The following is a 17,043-nucleotide window of genomic DNA, read 5'->3' as shown; positions in this document are numbered from 1 at the left end:
ACTCTTCGGTCAGGGTCGTTGACGAATACTTCTCCCCGCCAACACAGCGCAAAGACGCTCACCGGCATTGAACCTTCAAGGAGATCTATTCGTGAAACGCACCCTTTTGGCACTTCCCCTGGCCTTGCTCACCACCACCTCAGTGTTTGCTGTCGACCCGATCGAGAAGCAAGTGCAGATCACTGCCCAGGTACCGACCGCTGCCTTCTATGTGGAGCCCGTGGGTGGCAACTGGATGAACGACCCGCAGGAAATGGCCTGGAACTCGTTCCGTGGCGAGCTGGAGCCGATCCGCAAGCAACTGCAGGTCAAAAGTACCATCGGGCCGATTGCCGCCTACCTGATATCGCCCGCCGTCATCGCCAGCGGCAGCAACAACATCGATCTGGACGTATCGGTCGGTGACACCGTGCTTTCCACCACCAGCGCCGAAGTGGTCAGCGAGGCGCAAGCGTCGGCCGGCGCCATCGTCGGCTTCAAGGTCGCCGCCCAGGCTCCCGGCACAGGTTACGTGCCGGGTAATTACCAGGGGCTGGTCAGCATGATGTTCGAGACCGCCGCACCCTAAGCAGCTTTGCCATTCGAAAGCCCTCTGTAGTGACCTGTCCTGTTCCTTGGCGCATGCCAGGGAACGGGCAGGTATTTGCCTGCAAGCGACTCCCCCATGCTGATTATTCATTCCTTCATCGCGCAGCTCTTTCGTTGGCGGACCTGGAGCCTGTGCTTGCTCTGTCTGCCCGCCTGGGCTGGCGCAAATCCGCCTGCAACACTGGCCCAGGTTGAGGGCCTGCCGCGTGATTTCGAGGCACATTTCTACGACGTTCCCCTGGCGGTACGTGTCGATCTGGATGGCCGTTATCTGGGCGATGCCATGGTGGTGCTCAGCCGAGACCAGCGGGTGCAGTTGCTTGAATTCACCGAAACCATCGAAAGCCGCGAACCGCAAAGCCTGCGTCGACGCTGGCAGGACCGCCTGGCCGCCGGTCGTGCGCTGGGCGACTGTCGTCAAGATTGCCCCGACGGCCTGCGCGCGGTGCATTACAGCCTGGTCAATTCGCAACTGTCGTTGCTCACTGATCAGGCGGAACATCAGGATGTAGCCGAGCGCTATCATCGTCTGCCTGAACACGGCAGCTATGGCCTGCTGTTACGTAATCAGCTGAACCTGGTGAGTGATGACGGTAGCCCCAGCGGTCGCTACGGCCTGCAAGGGCAAAGCAGCCTGGGTAACTGGACGGCGTTGGCCGACGGCCAGGTCGATCGCGGCAGCGACAGTCAGCAATCCACCCGTTATCACCTTGAGCAGCTGTATGGCGAACGACTGCTGGACGGCAATTTTTTCCGCCTGGGTTACTTCACCCCCTCCGCGCAGGGTTTGTCGCGCCAGCCGCGTCTGCTGGGGAGTAATCCGGATACTACCCTGGGCCTGATGGTTGGCAGCAGCGATAGCCTGGCGATCGACACCGGCGCCCCCAGTGCAACGCCGATTTACGTCACCCCTGACCGCCCGGCAGTGGTCGAGATCTATCGCAATGGCGTGTTGATCAACAGCCAGCCGGTGCAGCCCGGCCTGCAGACCCTCGACACACGGGTATTGCCTGGGGGTATTTATGAAGTGGAAGTGCGTGTGGTCGAAGACGGTAAGGTCAGTTCGCGCAGCCAGGAGTTCATCTACAAGCCGTCGAACTGGCGCACTGGTGACAGCCCGTGGCGCTACAACCTGTTCGTCGGCCGCCAGAGCAGCCTGTTGAGCAACTGGGACAGCAATCATGACGACAGCCTGAGTGCGGGCGCCATGGCCAACTACCTGCTGCATCCGCGGGCGGTGCTGGGGCTGTCGGTGCAGCACATCGACGAGGCCATGCAGTACGGCACCTCGCTGGATTGGGATGTGCAGGAGCGTTTCAAACTGTATGGCAACCTGTTTCAGACGCAGGGGCGTGGCAATGGTTACGACCTGCAGGCCATCCACACCTATGAGCGTGGCTCGCTGGTGGCCAGCCATAACCGCTCCTGGCTGGAGCGCCCAAAGGGCTATCGCTATGGCCCGATGCTGCAAGCGGTCAGCCAGTCGGCCCTGTCTGTCAGTCACCGCCTTGACCCGCGCAACAGTGTGAGTTTGCGCCTGTCGCATGACACCGGTGCCAACCAGGGCAGCGGCGCCGATCTGGGCTGGTCGTATTACGGCAAGTTGCTTGGCTCGGCCAGCAACTGGCGCCTCTCGCTGTTCGACCGGCCCGGTACCGCCGGCACTGACCAGGCACGCAGCCGTGGCGTCAACCTGAGCCTGAGCATGAGCCTGGGTGAAGGCGGGCGCCGCGTCGCGGCCAGCGTTGGTTCGCGCACGGCGCGCGACGGTGGGCGCGACCTCAATGCCTCGCTGTCCTACCAACAGGATGTCGAGCTGGGTGCATTGCGTACAGTCGGCATGACCGCCAGTGCCGACCGCTACGGTGCGGGGCTGGGCGTGGACACGCAGTTCGAGAACCGCGTGGTGCATGGCGATGCCTACCTGCAGCGCTCGTCTTACAACGGCGATTCAAGCGGCGGCCTGAACCTGGAAAGCGTGCTGGCGGTAGGGGCGGGCAAGGCCGCGCTCAGTGGTCAGTACCTGCCCCACGAAGCCGGGCTGATCGTCGATGTCGAAACCGATATTCCCGACCTCAAGCTGCGCGCCGATGATCCCCGTGGCAGCAGTGCCAACTTGCACCCTGGGCGCAACGTGATTCCGGTGGCGGCCTACCGGGCCGGTCACGTGCAGTTCGATTTCGAGGGCAGCGACGCCACCGCCGCAGTTATCCAGCCGTCGAGCCTGGACTATCACCTCAACCGCGGGGGCATCGAATACCGCCGCCTGCGGGTGCTGCGCACGGTCACCGTACTCGGACGCTTGTTCGATGCTCAGGGCCGGCCGATGCGCGGTGCCCAGGTGGTCAACCACGCCAGCCGCAGCGTCAGCGAGGCCGATGGTTTCTTCGCGGTGGAAATGAGCGAGTCGACACCCACCCTGGAAATTCATCAGCGCGGCGCCCCTGCGTGCCTGCTCACGTTTGACCTCGAACGACTGCAGCGCGAGGGCGATGTGCTGCTGGCCGGTGATCAGGTGTGTGCCGCTGCAGACGTGGCGCTGAAGGGGGATAACGCGGTGAGCGGTAAAGGCTGATCAATGCCTGAGAAATTTCTGGCTTTGTTTTGAGAGGAATCGCCTGGGTGTCGCCATAGCTATGGCGCACAGCGCGGTAATACCCTCGTTACGCGGGTAAGGAGACTGACACGATGAAAAAACTTCTTCTGATTGCAGTGCTGGGAATGCTCAGCTGCACGTCCGCACAAGCGGTTCCGGAGCTGAACGTCGGCGCGTTGTATGACTATCTGGACAGTGGCAAAAGCACCCTGCTCAAGCGGGTGCGCAATGGCGGCGACAGCACCGCTTTCGTCAAGGTGAGTGTGGTTGAGCTGGTGTACGACGACCAGGGCGTGCCGCGTGAGGTCGACACCGACGGCCTGGCGCTGGAGCAGCGCGGCCTGGTGGTCAGCCCGGCGCGGCTCATCGTGCCGGCGCAGGGCATTCAGGCGGTGCGCCTGCTGTATCGCGGTGAGCGTGACCGCGAGCGCTACTTCCGTTTGCGTTTTATCCCGGTATTACCGGAGCTGGGCGACGGTTTTGCCGTTGATGAAGCAGAAGCCAACCGCTACCGCGACAGCCTCAAGGCCGGGGTCAATGTGATGGCCGGCTATGGCACGTTGTTGTTTGTACGGCCGGACGACACCCGTTACCACACACCGGTCCAGCGCAAAGGCGAGCACCTGCATGTGGCCAACCAAGGCAACGCCACGGTGGTGCTGGATTATTTTCGCCAGTGCAAGACCGTGGGCGAGTCGTGCGTTGCTGCCACTAAGCATCATCTGCTGCCGGGGCGCAGCCGCCAGTTCAGTGAGCAGGCGGGAGCCGTGTTTCATTTCGAGCTGCTCGAAGGTGAAAGCCGTAAAGACATGGTGGTAGAGCGATGAACGGCGTAACAACACACACTCGTATCTGGCTTGCGTTTGCCGTGATGCTGGCAATGCCTAAGGCTGTCGCACTGGAAGCCACTATTTCGGCAAAGTACAAAGGTGAGTCATCTGGTCGATTCACCAACACCACACCACCTGCGTCGTACTGCAAGCAGTGGCCGGCGGAATGTCAGAATCTTGAGGCGGTGGAGTTGCCGATAACGTACGCCAAGATCTCGACCAAGGGCACGGCGGATGTACGCGACCAGTTTTACGTCAAAGTACCGGGCCCCAGGCAGGTTGATGTGTACCATGAGCAGAGCGGCGAATCTCACCGCATGCCATTCGAAGTGACAGGTTTCAGTCAGCAAGTGCTGTGGCTGGTCAACAGAAATCCTGTTTTCACCGCCTACGTGGATGGGGGTTGCCGCTATAAAAGAACTTTTGGTTATCGAGAGACGCCGGGCCGTGTGCTTTATCTGTGGGAGTTACGCAACCCGCAGGCGCCCAGCGCCTGTTTTTCGGTAAATGATAGAGCGCCAGCGGGCTATGTGGCTACTACGCCGGTCTCGGAAATGGGCATCGCTTATAATCTGAAGATGCCGCCGCCCTACCGTATGAAGCCGGGCACCTATCGTGGCAGCCTTACCTACTCCATTGGCCCCGGCGGCGATTTCGATTTCGGCAACGACGTCACCGAGTTGAATGGCAACAGCCTGACCCTCAACTTCGTGCTGGAGGTCGAACACGCCTTCATTTTCGATTTTCCGCCGGGCTCCGATCGCGCCGTGCTGGAACCGCCGGGTGGCTGGCAAAGCTGGCTCAGCGGCGCTCGCGCCCCCGAGCGGCTGCAGCGCGACCTGCCGTTTCGCCTGTGGTCGACCGGCCCGTTCAAAGTCTACAAGCTGTGCCAATACGACCTGGGCAGCCATTGTGCTATCCGCAACCCCGATAGCCAGCAGGCGCCAGTGGAGGTTGCCCTAAGCCTGCCGGGTGGCATTTCCCACCAGAACAGCGCGGTCAATCGCGTGGTGCTGCCGACAGGGCGGCTCAATGCTTTGCAGTTCGAGGCAGTGCAGGCCGTGCTGAACCGGCCCGGGCAGCTGCATTTCCAGGTGGCGCGCAATGACGTGCGCGGCATGCTCGCCCACCCGGGCACTACCTACACCGGCCATGTCACCGTGGTCTTTGATGCCGAGCTGTAGGCCAGTGGCTGTGCTCAGCGAGGAACCCCCATGTACCGAGCCTTAGTAGTGGACGACCATCCTTTCATCCGTTCCAGCGTGTGCATGCTGTTGCGCCAGGAGCACATCGAGGTGATCGCCCAGGCCGATAACGGTATCGACGCCGTGCGCCTGACCCGCGAGCACAGCCCCGACCTGGTGATCCTCGACATCACCATGCCCGGCCTGGACGGCCTGGAGGTGATCGCCCGGATCAAGACCATGGAACGGCCTGCCAAGGTCCTGGTGCTGACCTCGCAGCTGGCCGAGTACTTTTCCCTGCGCTGCATGCAGGCCGGGGCGCTGGGATTTGTGTCCAAGACCGATGATCTGTTCGAATTGAGCAAGGCGGCGCACGCGGTGATGTCAGGTTTCAGCTATTTCCCCGAGATTGCCCTCGGTACGGTCGACAGGCAGCAGATGAATGCCACCGAGCCGCAGCGCATTGCCGCGCTGAGCAACCGGGAGCTGCTGATTCTGCAGCAGCTGGCGCGGGGCCTTAGCAACAAGGCGATCGGCGAGGCCATGCTGCTCAGCAACAAGACCATCAGCACCTACAAGACGCGGCTGATCGAGAAGCTGCGGGTAAAGTCGGTGGTAGACCTTGCGGACCTGGCCAAGCGGAACCAGCTGGTCTGACGCTGTTCCCGTGCGCGTATTCGTGCCTTCAGTGGCGTGCTAGACCTTGCCAGCCTGGAGCGTTTGACCGCCCGCGATCCGGCCGTGCTGAGGGAGTTGCTGGATGAGCTGAGGCGCAGCCTGGTGGAAGACCTGCAACACCTGGCGCCGCTCGCCGATGGCCATGACCTGAACGCCTTGCGCCTGCTTGCGCACCGGGTGAAAGGACCGGCACGCATCGTCGGGGCGAAGCGCCTGATCGGCGCGTGCGAGGCACTGGAGCAGTGCTGCGCTGAGCGCACGCCGACGGCCAAACCGGTGCAGGAGTTGCGCCTGGCCATGGAGGCGCTCAGTACATGGATCGAGTGTTACCCATAGGGGCGCTGCGCGCCCCATCGCAGGCTACGCCAGCTCCCACAGGTTGAAGGCATGCAGCTAACACTGTGGGGGCTGGCAATGGGCCAAGTGCCTATATTTTGCCGAGCAACAACAGGATCAACAGGATGATCAGCACGGTCCCGATAATGCCCGACGGGCCATACCCCCAACTTCTGGAGTGCGGAAAGACAGGTAAGCCACCGATCAACAGCAGGATCAGAATGATGATGAGAATGGTGCCCATGGCAGTGTCCTTGTATGACGGTAGGGTAGGCGTATCAGTACAGTCCTTCTGTTCGGTCACAGGTTTCATGCCCGCTTGTTAATTGCGACCCCTGGGCGTAGCGAAAAGTTTAATTAATCGGTTTCACCACTGTTTGCCCGGGTCATTCAGGCGGTTGATGGAGCGTGGGTGCAGCGGCTGCCTTCGCTACACTGGCCATCACTTTCCCGAACAGTACAAGGCACCTGTCTATGCACAATCGCATGATGATCACTGGCGCAGGCTCCGGGCTCGGCCGCGAAATCGCCCTGCGCTGGGCACGTGATGGCTGGCGCCTGGCGCTGGCCGATGTCAACGAAGCCGGCCTGCGCGACACCCTGGCGCAGGTGCGCGAGGCGGGCGGCGATGGCTTCGTGCAGCGCTGCGACGTTCGTGACTACAGCCAGCTGACCGCGCTGGCCCAGGCCTGCGAAGAAAAGTTCGGCGGCATCGATGTGATCGTTAACAATGCCGGCGTGGCTTCGGGTGGCTTTTTCAGCGAGCTGTCGCTGGAAGACTGGGAGTGGCAGCTGTCGATCAACCTGATGGGTGTGGTCAAGGGCTGCAAGGCCTTCCTGCCGATGCTTGAGCGCAGCAAGGGCCGCATCATCAACATCGCCTCGATGGCCGCCTTGATGCAAGGCCCGGCCATGAGCAACTACAACGTCGCCAAGGCCGGGGTGCTGGCGCTCTCGGAAAGCCTGCTGATCGAATTGCGCGACCAGGAGGTGGCGGTGCATGTGGTGTGCCCGTCGTTCTTCCAGACCAACCTGCTCGACTCGTTCCGCGGTCCGACCCCGGCGATGAAGGCGCAGGTGGGCAAGCTGCTGGAAAGCTCGCCGATCACCGCCGCGGATATTGCCGACTACATCTTCGCGCAGGTCGCCGACGGCGAGTTCCTGATCCTGCCTCACGAACAGGGGCGCATGGCCTGGCAGCTCAAGCAACGCAACCCGCAGCTGCTCTACGACGAGATGGCCAGCATGGCCGGAAAAATGCGCGCCAAGGCCCGTCCGTCTCAAGCCTGAGTGCAGGCATCGGGTATGCTTGGCGCATTCTGAATGCCTGTGAGTACCTGGTGTGATCAACTACCTGTGGTTTTTCCTTGCGGCGGTCTTCGAGATCGCCGGTTGCTATGCGTTCTACATGTGGCTGCGGCTGGGCAAGAGTGGCTGGTGGATTGTTCCGGCGTTGCTCAGCCTGACCGCGTTTGCGCTGATCCTCACCCGCGTCGAGGCGGCCTATGCCGGTCGCGCCTATGCCGCGTACGGCGGTATCTACATCGTCACTTCATTGCTGTGGCTGGCGCTGGTCGAGCGCGGGCGGCCGCTGGGCAGCGACTGGATCGGTGCACTGCTGTGTGTGCTGGGCGCCAGCATCATTGTGCTGGGGCCGCGTCTACAGAGTTCTTGAATGGCTTGAAATGATGAAAATCTGTAGGTCTTTTCGCCAGTGCTGGTGGGATCGGTCTATTTGATTGGCGGTGTATTGAAGCGTTCCGACCCTGGGTGCAGTCTCCAAATTCTCACCTTTGTGGAGGATCGGATCATGTTGGTTATAGGCCGTGAAGTAGGCGAAGTCATCACCATTGATGAACACATCAAGGTCAAGGTGCTGTCGGTAGAGGGCAACGTGGTGCGCTTCGGTATCTGCGCACCACGGGACATCGAAGTCCATCGCGCAGAAATCTATCGGCGCATTGCCGAACTGTCCGCTAAAGAGGGTGGCTGATCAGTCGAACAGCTCTTTGGGGATGTCGTGCTTGGCCAGCAACTGGCATTGCTGGCTGTCGAGGTCGAAAAGAATGAATGCCTGCTTTTTTGCCAGCGCCTGGCGCACGCGCAACACGCGGGTTTCCAGCGGGGTGTCGTCGCCGTTGTCGGTACCGTCGCGGGTGACGAAGTCCTCGATCAGGCGGGTGAGGGTTTCGGCTTCCAGTTGGTCGTAGGGAATCAGCATAAATAAACAGGGCAGGCTTGGCGAAGTGTGTGTACATGCTACGCCAAACCGCGCCTGCCTGTGTAGGCGCTAGGCCTTGTTGCCGACCAGGCTGTCGACTGCCGGCACCCGGGTGTCACTTTCCATCTGCGTCTCGTGCTCGAGCTGGTGGCTGAAGCTTTCCAGGGAACTGCCGGTGGCCTGCGAATCGCTGGCAAACACCGGCGGGCTGAGCAGGTAGGCGGTCAACAGGCGGCTGAGTGCGGCCAGGCTGTCGATGTGGGTGCGCTCGTAGCCATGGGTGGCATCGCAACCGAAGGCCAGCAGCGCTGTGCGTATGTCGTGGCCGGCGGTGATGGCCGAATGGGCATCGCTGAAGTAGTAGCGAAACACGTCGCGACGGGCCGGCAGTTCGTGCTCGCGGGCCAGTTTGAGCAAGTGCCGCGACAGGTGATAGTCGTAGGGGCCGGCCGAGTCCTGCATGGCGACGCTGACCGCATGTTCGCTGGAGTGCTGGCCGGGGGCGACCGGGGCGATGTCGATGCCGACGAACTCGCTGACATCCCAGGGCAGGGCGGCGGCTGCACCAGAGCCGGTTTCCTCGGTGATGGTGAACAACGGATGGCAGTCGATCAATGGCTGCACGCCGCTGTCGACAACCGCCTTGAGCGAAGCCAGCAGCGCCGCGACACCCGCTTTGTCATCCAGGTGGCGAGCGCTGATATGACCGCTCTCGGTGAACTCGGGCAATGGATCGAAGGCGACGAAATCGCCAATGTCCACCCCCAGGGTCTGGCAGTCGGCGCGGGTCGCGCAGTAGGCATCCAGGCGCAACTCGATGTGTTCCCAACTGACCGGCATCTGGTCGATGGCGGTGTTGAACGCGTGCCCGCTGGCCATCAATGGCAGCACGCTGCCGCGCAACACGCCGTTGTCGGTGAACACACTGACGCGGCTGCCTTCGGCAAAGCGGCTGGACCAGCAGCCCACTGGCGCCAGCGACAGGCGACCGTTGTCCTGGATCGCCCGGACGCTGGCGCCGATGGTGTCGAGGTGTGCGGAAACCGCGCGGTCCGGCGAGCTTTTGCGGCCCTTGAGGGTGGCGCGGATGGTGCCGCGGCGCGTCAGCTCGAAGGGGATGCCGAGTTCTTCCAGGCGCTCGGCTACATAACGCACGATGGTGTCGGTAAAGCCGGTGGGGCTGGGGATGGCGAGCATCTCCAGCAAGACTTTTTGCAGGTAGTTGAGATCTGGCTGCGGGAGCTGATCAGACATGGTGCCTCCTGTGTTCAGGGTGCCGGCCGGCTGTGCGGGAACAGCAGGTCGATGAAGCGTTCGGCGGTGGGTTGTGGCTCGTGGTTGGCGAGCCCAACGCGTTCGTTGGCTTCGATGAAGACATGCTCCGGCTGGTCGGCGGCGCGCACCATCAGGTCGAGCCCGACCACCGGAATATCCAGGGCGCGGGCGGCACGGATCGCCGCGTCGACCAGCGCCGGGTGCAAGCGCTCGGTGACGTCTTCCAGGCAGCCACCGGTGTGCAGGTTGGCGGTGCGCCGCACGGCCAGGCGCTCGCCGGCCGGCAGTACCGTGTCGTAGTCGACACCCGCTTCGTGCAGGGTGCGCTGGGTTTCGTCATCCAGCGGGATATGGCTTTCGCCTGCCGTGGCGGCCTGGCGTCGGCGGCTTTGCGCTTCGATCAGCGCACCGATGGCGTGCTGGCCGTCGCCGACAATCTGTGCCGGGTGGCGGATCGCCGCAGCCACCACCTCGAAGCCGATGACCACGATGCGCAGGTCCTGCCCCTTGTGAAAGCTTTCCAGTAACACCCGGCTGTCGAAACGCCGGGCATTGTCGATGGCGCGGGTGATTGCGTCGAGGCAAGTCAGGTTGACCGCCACACCCTGACCCTGTTCGCCGTCCAGCGGCTTGACGACCACGGCGCCGTGGTCGTCAAGAAATGCCTGGTTGTCATCGGCATTGCCTGCCAGCTGTTGCGCGGGCAACTGCAGCCCGGCGTTTTTCAGCACCTGGTGGGTCAGGCTCTTGTCTTGGCACAGGGTCATGCTCACGGCGCTGGTGAGGTCGCTGAGTGACTCACGGCAGCGTATCCGCCGGCCACCGAGGCTGAGGGTGAACAGGCCGGCGTCGGGGTCATCGACCTGAACGTCGATGCCGCGCCGATAGGCTTCGTCGACAATGATCCGGGCATAGGGATTCAGGCCGGTTTCAGGGTTGGGACCGAGAAACAGCGTCTGGTTGATGAGGTTTTTGCGTTTGATCGCGAACGTCGGCAGGGTGCGGAAACCCAGTTTGGCGTAGAGCCGCTTGGCCTGGCGGTTGTCGTGCAATACCGAGAGGTCGAGGCAGCTCAGGCCCCGGCTCATGAAGTGCTCGATCAAGTGGCGCACCAGCACCTCGCCGACGCCCGGCCGTGTGCAATGCGGGTCGACCGCCAGGCACCAGAGGCTGCTGCCATGCTCGGGGTCGGCGAAGGCTTTGTGATGGTTCAGGCCCATGACGCTGCCGATCACCGCGCCGCTGTCTTCATCCTCGGCCAGCCAGTACACCGGGCCGCCAAGATGGTGCGGAGTGAGTAGCGCCGGGTCGATGGCGAGCATGCCGCGTGCCAGGTACAGGGTGTTGACCGCCTGCCAGTCGCTGTCGCTCTGCGCGCGGCGGATACGAAAGCCACGGAACACCCGTTGCGCCGGGCGGTAGTCGCTGAACCACAGGCGCAAGGTGTCGGAAGGGTCGAGGAACAGTTGCTGCGGGGCCTGGGCCAGTACCTGCTGCGGTGCTGCCACGTACAGGGCGATATCGCGTTCGCCGGGCTGTTCGTCTTGCAGGGCCTCGGCCAGGCTTGCCGGGTCCGGGTAGGTGTGGCCGATCAGCAGGCGGCCCCAGCCGCAGTGCAGTGAGCGCGGCTGGTCGTGGGGCTCGCTGCCGTCGCCGGCCAGTTGCGCCTGCAAACGCTCGTAGGAAGGCACCTGGCCGCGCAGCAGGCGCTGGCCATAAGGTGATGCATGGGCTTTCATCGGTCAGATTCCTTGTTCGCTGAGCCACAGGTTCAAGGCGGCCAGTTGCCAGAGCTTCGAGCCGCGCAGCGGCGTCAGCTGGCCATGCGGGTCGCTGAGCAGGCGGTCGAGGGCGGCCGGTTCGAACAGGCCACGGTCCTGGCTGGGGTCCAGCAGCAGTTCACGAACCCAGTCCAGCGTGGCGCCTTGCAGGTGCTTGAGGCCAGGCACCGGGAAGTAGCCTTTCTTGCGATCGATCACTTCAGCGGGAATCACCAGGCGCGCGGCTTCCTTGAGCACCTGCTTGCCGCCGTCGGGCAGCTTGAAGCGCGCCGGAACACGCGCCGACAGCTCCACCAGGCGGTAGTCAAGGAACGGCGTGCGCGCCTCCAGGCCCCAGGCCATGGTCATGTTGTCGACGCGTTTGACCGGGTCGTCGACCAGCATCACCGTGCTGTCCAGGCGCAAGGCTTTGTCCACCGCTGCGCTGGCGCCCGGTTGGTCGAAATGCCTGCGGACAAAATCACCGGCGGCGTCGTGGTCGAGGCGCCAGGGTTGCTGCACGGTGGCCGCGTAGTCGTCGAAACTGCGGTCGAAGAAGGCCTCGCGGTAAGCGGCGTAAGGTTGCTGAGCGCCATCGACTTGCGGGTACCAGTGATAACCGGCGAACAATTCATCCGCGCCCTGGCCGCTTTGCACCACCTTGCAATGCTTGGCCACCTCGCGCGACAGCAGGTAGAAGGCAATGCAGTCGTGGCTGACCATCGGCTCGCTCATGGCGCGGAACGCCGCTGGCAATTGTTCGATGATTTCGCGCTCGTCGATGCGCAGCTGGTGATGGCGGGTGCCGTAGTGGCGGGCGATCAGGTCGGAGTACTGGAACTCGTCGCCGCGTTCGCCACCGGCATCTTCGAAACCGATGGAAAAGGTCGACAGGTCGTCGACGCCAACTTCGCGCAGCAGGCCGACCAGCAAGCTGGAGTCGACGCCGCCGGACAGCAGCACGCCGACGTCCACCGCTGCCCGTTGGCGGATGGCTACCGCCTCACGAGTGCTGTCGAGCACGCGGTCGCGCCAGTCTTCCAGGGTCAGGTCCTGCTCATCGGTGCGCGGGCCGTAATGCAGTTGCCACCACACCTGTTGCTCGACACGGCCCTGGGCATCGACGCGCATCCAGGTGGCCGGCGGCAGCTTCTCGATGTTGGCCAGCAGGGTGCGCGGTGCCGGAACCACGGCATGAAAGTTGAGGTAGTGGTTGAGCGCCACCGGGTCGAGCACCGGGTTGATGTCGCCACCCTTTAGCAGCGCCGGCAGGCTCGACGCAAAGCGCAGGCGTTCGCCGCTGCGCGACAGGTACAGCGGCTTGACCCCCAGGCGGTCGCGGGCGAGGAACAGCTGTTGGCTGTCGCGCTCCCAGATCGCCAGGGCGAACATGCCGTTCAGGCGTGGCAGCAGGTCGGCGCCCCAGGCGTGGTAGCCCTTGAGCAGCACCTCGGTATCGCCATCCGAATAGAAGGCATAGCCGAGGTTCTCCAGCTCGCTGCGCAGCTCCGGAAAGTTGTAGATGGCACCGTTGAAGGCCAGTGACAGGCCCAGTTGGTTGTCGATCATCGGCTGTGCCGAGCCGTCGGACAGGTCCATGATCTTCAGGCGGCGATGGCCCAGGGCAATCGGGCCCTGGCTATGGAAGCCCCAGGCATCGGGACCGCGAGGCGCCAGGTGATGGGTCATTCGCTCGACCGCGGCGAGATCCGCCGGGCGTGGTGAATGGGCAATGGGGGTGAAACGAAACTCTCCAGCTAATCCGCACATAAGTCCTTACCGGTTTTGCCGTTGGGGAAGGTGCCCAAACGCGGGCACATTGAAACTGACCGGTGCGGATAGCGAGAGTTTTAGAACGATCGGTTATAAGCGCTTAGCCTCGCTTGCTTTTGCCGCGTATCAGTTCGCGCAGCATGAAGCGATTCGGGTGGCAGGCTTCGGCAACACTGCGCGGTACTGGCATCGGTGCGTTGTCGGCCCAGGCGGCAATCAGTTCGCCCGACAGCGGTGCCGTGATGAGCCCGCGTGAGCCATGGCCGCTGTTGATGTACAGGCCTTCGAGCCAAGGGCAGGGGGTATCTGGCACCTGGCGGGCGTCCTTGGCCAATACCGCGTACTGGTGGTTGAACGCCTGCTGGTCTGCCAGCGGCCCGACAATGGGCAGGTAGTCGGGGCTGGTACAGCGAAACGCCGCCCGGCCCTGCAGGGTGTGGGGGTCAAGTTGGTGGGCGCCCAGGCGCTCGGCCAGATCGCTGGAGATTTCTTCCAGCAGGCGCAAGTTGCCAATGTGCTCGCCGGTGGTGGGGGCAAGATCGACGCTGTGAAAATCGAAGCTGGCCCCCAGGGTGTGTTCGCCATTGCGCACCGGCGCGACGTAGCCGTCGGCGCAAACCACGGTGGCGAGTGCCTGGCTGTTGGCGGTCACCGGTAGCCGGGTGATCTGGCCGCGGATACGCTTGAGCGGCAGGGTGGCACAGGGCTCGAATCGCTGGATTTCGGCAGCGGTCGCCAGTACTACCAGCGGCGCGCTGTCGAGGAATTTCTCGCTTTCCCAGGCCTGCCACTGGCCGTCGACCTTGCGCAACTCCAGCACCTGATGATGAGTGAGCAAGGTGATGTTCGGGTGTTGCAGCTGTACCTGGCACAGGGCCGGCGGATGCACCCAGCCCGCTTCCGGGTAGTACAAACCGCCACTGGCCAGGCTCACGCCCGCCACCGCTTCGGCCTGCTCCCGCTGCAGCGGGAGCAGCAGTTGCGGGTTGAAGGCGTCGGCGAGCACCGCCTGGCGTTGGGCTTCCTTGGCATCGAAGGCCAGTTGCAACACACCGCAACTGTCCCAGTCGCGGCCGCGTTGCAGGCGTTCGAGCAGGCGGCGGGTGTAGCCGAAGCCGCTGAGGATCAGGCGCGACAACGCCGTGCCGTGGGCCGAGAGTTTCAGGTAGAGCACGCCCTGCGGGTTACCTGATGCTTCGGCCGCCGGCGTGGCGTGGCGTTCCAGCACGCTGACCTGCCAGCCGCGGGCGGCCAGGCTTGCCGCCGTCGCGCAACCGGCCAGGCCGGCACCGATGACCAGCGCTTTACGCGGGCCGGGCAGGGCAGCAGGGCGGGCGAACCAGGGCGCGACGGCGGGCGGCGCTTCAGGGGTTTCGGGGACGCCACGAAAGACCCCGCGCAACACCTCCCACTTCTTGCCGATTCCGGGAATGCGCTTCATCTCGAAGCCCACCGCGATCAGCCCGCGACGCACCCAGCCGGTGCTGGTGAATGTACCCAGGGTGGCAGTGGCGGACGAAAGGCGGCCGATCTGGGTGAACAGCTCAGGGGTCCACATCTGCGGGTTTTTTGCCGGGGCAAAACCGTCGAGGAACCAGGCATCGACTTCGGCATCCAGTTGCGGCAGCTGCTCCAGGGCATCACCGATCATCAGGGTCAGCCGTACCCGGCCCTGGTCGAAGACAAAGTTCTGAAAGCCTTCGTGTACGGCGACGTACTGTTCCAGCAGTGGCGCACTGAAGGGCGCCAGCTCCGGCCAAAGGGCCAGGGCGCGAGTCAGGTCGGCGTGGCTGAGCGGGTACTTTTCAACGCTGACGAAATGCAGGCGGGCATCAGGGGGGGCGCATTCGCTGAATAACTGCCAGGCGCAAAAGAAATTCAACCCGGTACCGAAACCGGTTTCACCGATCACCAGGCACTGGTCGGGTACCATCGCGCTGAAACGCTGGCGCAAGTCGTTCTGGTCGATGAACACATGACGGGTCTCTTCCAGGCTCTGGTCCTTGGAAAAGTAGATGTCATCGAACTGGCGTGAGTGGGGGCGGCCCTGGTCGTCCCAGTCGATCTGGGCGTAGTGGGTAACGTCGGTCATGGTCGGCTCAGGCATGTCTAGAGCGGCATTTTAGCTTACCCGGACAAAGACTACCCGGATCCGCTAGTCTTGCTTATCCATGTAGGGAGCCTGGTATGTTCGAATCCGCTGAAATTGGTCACGCCATCGACAAAGAAACCTACGACGCCGAAGTACCGGCGTTGCGCGAGGCCTTGCTCGAGGCGCAGTTCGAGCTCAAGCAACAGGCGCGCTTTCCGGTGATCGTGCTGATCAACGGCATTGAAGGCGCCGGCAAGGGCGAGACGGTCAAGCTGCTTAACGAGTGGATGGACCCGCGCCTGATCGAAGTGCGTACTTTCGATCAGCAGACTGACGAAGAACTGGCCCGGCCACCGGCCTGGCGTTACTGGCGTGCGCTGCCGGCGAAAGGGCGGATCGGCGTGTTTTTCGGCAACTGGTACAGCCAGATGCTGCAGGGGCGGGTGCATGGCCAGTTCAAGGACGCCGTGCTCGACCAGGCCATTCGCGGTGCCGAGCGCCTCGAAGAAATGCTCTGCGATGAAGGCGCGCTGATCATCAAGTTCTGGTTCCATCTGTCGAAAAAACAGATGAAGGCCCGACTCAAGGCGCTCAAGGACGACCCGTTGCACAGCTGGCGGATCAGCCCGCTGGACTGGCAGCAGTCGGAAACCTATGACCGCTTTGTGCGCTTCGGCGAGCGGGTACTGCGCCAGACCAGCCGTGACTATGCGCCCTGGCATGTGATCGAAGGGGTTGATCCGCATTACCGCAGCCTGGCGGTCGGGCGTATTTTGCTTGAGGGCCTGCAGGCCGCGCTCAAGGCCCAGCATGGGCCGGTGCACCAGGCCAACATCGCCCCACTGGGCCGGGCCATCGATCAGCGCAGCTTGCTCGACAGTCTGGACATGAGCCTGCGCCTGGACAAAAACGACTACCAGGAACAGCTGATCACCGAGCAGGCACGCCTGGCCGGATTGCTGCGTGACAAACGCATGCGCCGCCACGCACTTGTTGCCGTGTTCGAAGGCAACGACGCTGCCGGCAAGGGTGGCGCCATCCGCCGCGTGGCGGCAGCACTGGACCCGCGCCAGTACCGCATCGTGCCGATTGCCGCACCCACCGAAGAAGAGCGTGCACAACCGTATCTGTGGCGGTTTTGGCGGCATGTGCCGGCGCGCGGCAAGTTCACCGTGTTCGACCGCTCGTGGTACGGGCGGGTGCTGGTCGAGCGCGTGGAAGGTTTCTGCACGCAGGCCGACTGGATGCGCGCCTATGGCGAGATCAACGATTTCGAAGAGCAGTTGACCAGTGCCGGCGTGGTGCTGGTGAAGTTCTGGTTGTCGATCGATCAGCAGACCCAGCTGGAACGTTTTCAGGAGCGTGAGCAGATCCCGTTCAAGCGCTTCAAAATCACTGAGGAAGACTGGCGCAATCGCGAAAAATGGGGCGATTACGCGCAAGCGGTGGGCGACATGGTCGACCGCACCAGCACCGAGATTGCACCCTGGACCCTGGTGGAAGCCAACGACAAGCGCTGGGCCCGGGTCAAGGTGCTGCGCACCATCAACGATGCCCTGGAAGCGGCGTTCAAGAAAGACAAAAAGTAGTGCTTCGCCTGTAGGAGCGAGGCTTGCCCGCGAAGAACGTCTGTTTCGCCGGCAAGCCTGGCTCCTACAGGCGCTGTGTTAACACGCTGAGATAGGAATTCAGGGAATGAACTACTGAAAT

The 17,043-nt window shown here is 63.0% G+C and carries 16 protein-coding genes; 10 read left to right on the top strand and 6 right to left on the bottom strand.

What is annotated here, in order from left to right; translation table 11 throughout:
* Positions 1-91 precede the first annotated feature (91 nt).
* From I5S59_RS13850 to I5S59_RS13825, 6 genes are all read left to right on the top strand, one after another.
* On the top strand, positions 92-568 hold the full coding sequence (locus I5S59_RS13850) for a CS1 type fimbrial major subunit (RefSeq protein ID WP_197877113.1): 477 nt from the start codon (positions 92-94) through the stop codon (positions 566-568).
* Between the two features lie 96 nt (positions 569-664).
* Positions 665-3,163, top strand: coding sequence for a TcfC E-set like domain-containing protein (locus tag I5S59_RS13845; RefSeq protein ID WP_197877112.1), 2,499 nt, complete (start codon positions 665-667; stop codon positions 3,161-3,163).
* Positions 3,164-3,276: 113 nt separating this feature from the next.
* The gene (locus I5S59_RS13840; RefSeq protein ID WP_197877111.1) at positions 3,277-4,011 is read left to right on the top strand and encodes a molecular chaperone; all 735 of its coding nucleotides are present in this window, start codon (positions 3,277-3,279) and stop codon (positions 4,009-4,011) included.
* The gene (locus I5S59_RS13835; protein ID WP_197877110.1) at positions 4,008-5,198 is read left to right on the top strand and encodes a hypothetical protein; all 1,191 of its coding nucleotides are present in this window, start codon (positions 4,008-4,010) and stop codon (positions 5,196-5,198) included. The genes I5S59_RS13840 and I5S59_RS13835 overlap by 4 nt, the downstream gene beginning before the upstream one ends.
* A 30-nt stretch (positions 5,199-5,228) precedes the next feature.
* Positions 5,229-5,855, top strand: a complete 627-nt coding sequence (locus tag I5S59_RS13830; protein ID WP_197877109.1) for a response regulator transcription factor — start codon at positions 5,229-5,231, stop codon at positions 5,853-5,855.
* Positions 5,856-5,891: 36 nt separating this feature from the next.
* Positions 5,892-6,212, top strand: coding sequence for an Hpt domain-containing protein (locus I5S59_RS13825; RefSeq protein WP_197877108.1), 321 nt, complete (start codon positions 5,892-5,894; stop codon positions 6,210-6,212).
* Between the two features lie 91 nt (positions 6,213-6,303).
* Here I5S59_RS13825 and I5S59_RS13820 read toward each other — a convergent pair whose 3' ends face one another.
* The gene (locus I5S59_RS13820; RefSeq protein WP_010224169.1) at positions 6,304-6,456 is read right to left on the bottom strand and encodes a DUF3309 family protein; all 153 of its coding nucleotides are present in this window, start codon (positions 6,454-6,456) and stop codon (positions 6,304-6,306) included.
* A 230-nt stretch (positions 6,457-6,686) separates the two neighbouring features.
* On the opposite strand from I5S59_RS13820, the gene I5S59_RS13815 reads away from it, so the two are divergent.
* From I5S59_RS13815 to csrA, 3 genes are all read left to right on the top strand, one after another.
* On the top strand, positions 6,687-7,502 hold the full coding sequence (locus I5S59_RS13815) for an SDR family oxidoreductase (protein WP_197877107.1): 816 nt from the start codon (positions 6,687-6,689) through the stop codon (positions 7,500-7,502).
* Positions 7,503-7,554: 52 nt separating this feature from the next.
* On the top strand, positions 7,555-7,887 hold the full coding sequence (locus I5S59_RS13810; RefSeq protein ID WP_197877106.1) for a YnfA family protein: 333 nt from the start codon (positions 7,555-7,557) through the stop codon (positions 7,885-7,887).
* A gap of 135 nt (positions 7,888-8,022) precedes the next feature.
* Positions 8,023-8,205 carry a carbon storage regulator CsrA gene (gene csrA, locus I5S59_RS13805; RefSeq protein WP_197877105.1) on the top strand — a complete coding sequence of 61 codons (183 nt, stop codon included), beginning with the start codon at positions 8,023-8,025 and terminating at the stop codon, positions 8,203-8,205.
* Here the strand turns inward: csrA and I5S59_RS13800 are convergent, their stop codons facing one another.
* From I5S59_RS13800 to mnmC, 5 genes are all read right to left on the bottom strand, one after another.
* Positions 8,206-8,433, bottom strand: coding sequence for a YheU family protein (locus I5S59_RS13800; RefSeq protein ID WP_197877104.1), 228 nt, complete (start codon positions 8,431-8,433; stop codon positions 8,206-8,208).
* Between the two features lie 69 nt (positions 8,434-8,502).
* Positions 8,503-9,687, bottom strand: coding sequence for an osmoprotectant NAGGN system M42 family peptidase (locus I5S59_RS13795; RefSeq protein ID WP_197877103.1), 1,185 nt, complete (start codon positions 9,685-9,687; stop codon positions 8,503-8,505).
* 14 nt (positions 9,688-9,701) lie between these two features.
* On the bottom strand, positions 9,702-11,447 hold the full coding sequence (gene ngg / locus I5S59_RS13790; RefSeq protein ID WP_197877102.1) for an N-acetylglutaminylglutamine synthetase: 1,746 nt from the start codon (positions 11,445-11,447) through the stop codon (positions 9,702-9,704).
* A 3-nt stretch (positions 11,448-11,450) separates the two neighbouring features.
* On the bottom strand, positions 11,451-13,238 hold the full coding sequence (locus I5S59_RS13785; protein ID WP_197877101.1) for an N-acetylglutaminylglutamine amidotransferase: 1,788 nt from the start codon (positions 13,236-13,238) through the stop codon (positions 11,451-11,453).
* Between the two features lie 103 nt (positions 13,239-13,341).
* Entirely contained in the window at positions 13,342-15,333 is a 1,992-nt protein-coding gene (gene mnmC / locus I5S59_RS13780) for a bifunctional tRNA (5-methylaminomethyl-2-thiouridine)(34)-methyltransferase MnmD/FAD-dependent 5-carboxymethylaminomethyl-2-thiouridine(34) oxidoreductase MnmC (RefSeq protein WP_197877100.1), read from the bottom strand.
* Positions 15,334-15,428: 95 nt separating this feature from the next.
* Here mnmC and pap point away from each other — a divergent pair, with 95 nt between their 5' ends.
* On the top strand, positions 15,429-16,922 hold the full coding sequence (pap, locus tag I5S59_RS13775) for a polyphosphate:AMP phosphotransferase (RefSeq protein WP_197877099.1): 1,494 nt from the start codon (positions 15,429-15,431) through the stop codon (positions 16,920-16,922).
* Positions 16,923-17,043: the final 121 nt, after the last annotated feature.

The organism is Pseudomonas alkylphenolica, assembly GCF_016009175.1.
GTDB lineage: Bacteria > Pseudomonadota > Gammaproteobacteria > Pseudomonadales > Pseudomonadaceae > Aquipseudomonas > Aquipseudomonas alkylphenolica_B.
This window is presented reverse-complemented; position numbering and strand designations above follow the sequence as displayed.

Excerpts from the sequence above, each read along its gene's own strand:
- I5S59_RS13820 (WP_010224169.1), bottom strand. The coding sequence starts at position 6,456 with ATGGGCACCATTCTCATCATCATTCTGATCCTGCTGTTGATCGGTGGC.
- I5S59_RS13785 (WP_197877101.1), bottom strand. The coding sequence starts at position 13,238 with ATGTGCGGATTAGCTGGAGAGTTTCGTTTCACCCCCATTGCCCATTCA.
- I5S59_RS13835 (WP_197877110.1), top strand. The coding sequence starts at position 4,008 with ATGAACGGCGTAACAACACACACTCGTATCTGGCTTGCGTTTGCCGTG.
- ngg (WP_197877102.1), bottom strand. The coding sequence starts at position 11,447 with ATGAAAGCCCATGCATCACCTTATGGCCAGCGCCTGCTGCGCGGCCAG.
- mnmC (WP_197877100.1), bottom strand. The coding sequence starts at position 15,333 with ATGACCGACGTTACCCACTACGCCCAGATCGACTGGGACGACCAGGGC.
- I5S59_RS13800 (WP_197877104.1), bottom strand. The coding sequence starts at position 8,433 with ATGCTGATTCCCTACGACCAACTGGAAGCCGAAACCCTCACCCGCCTG.
- I5S59_RS13830 (WP_197877109.1), top strand. The coding sequence starts at position 5,229 with ATGTACCGAGCCTTAGTAGTGGACGACCATCCTTTCATCCGTTCCAGC.
- I5S59_RS13795 (WP_197877103.1), bottom strand. The coding sequence starts at position 9,687 with ATGTCTGATCAGCTCCCGCAGCCAGATCTCAACTACCTGCAAAAAGTC.
- pap (WP_197877099.1), top strand. The coding sequence starts at position 15,429 with ATGTTCGAATCCGCTGAAATTGGTCACGCCATCGACAAAGAAACCTAC.
- I5S59_RS13815 (WP_197877107.1), top strand. The coding sequence starts at position 6,687 with ATGCACAATCGCATGATGATCACTGGCGCAGGCTCCGGGCTCGGCCGC.
- I5S59_RS13840 (WP_197877111.1), top strand. The coding sequence starts at position 3,277 with ATGAAAAAACTTCTTCTGATTGCAGTGCTGGGAATGCTCAGCTGCACG.
- csrA (WP_197877105.1), top strand. The coding sequence starts at position 8,023 with ATGTTGGTTATAGGCCGTGAAGTAGGCGAAGTCATCACCATTGATGAA.
- I5S59_RS13845 (WP_197877112.1), top strand. The coding sequence starts at position 665 with ATGCTGATTATTCATTCCTTCATCGCGCAGCTCTTTCGTTGGCGGACC.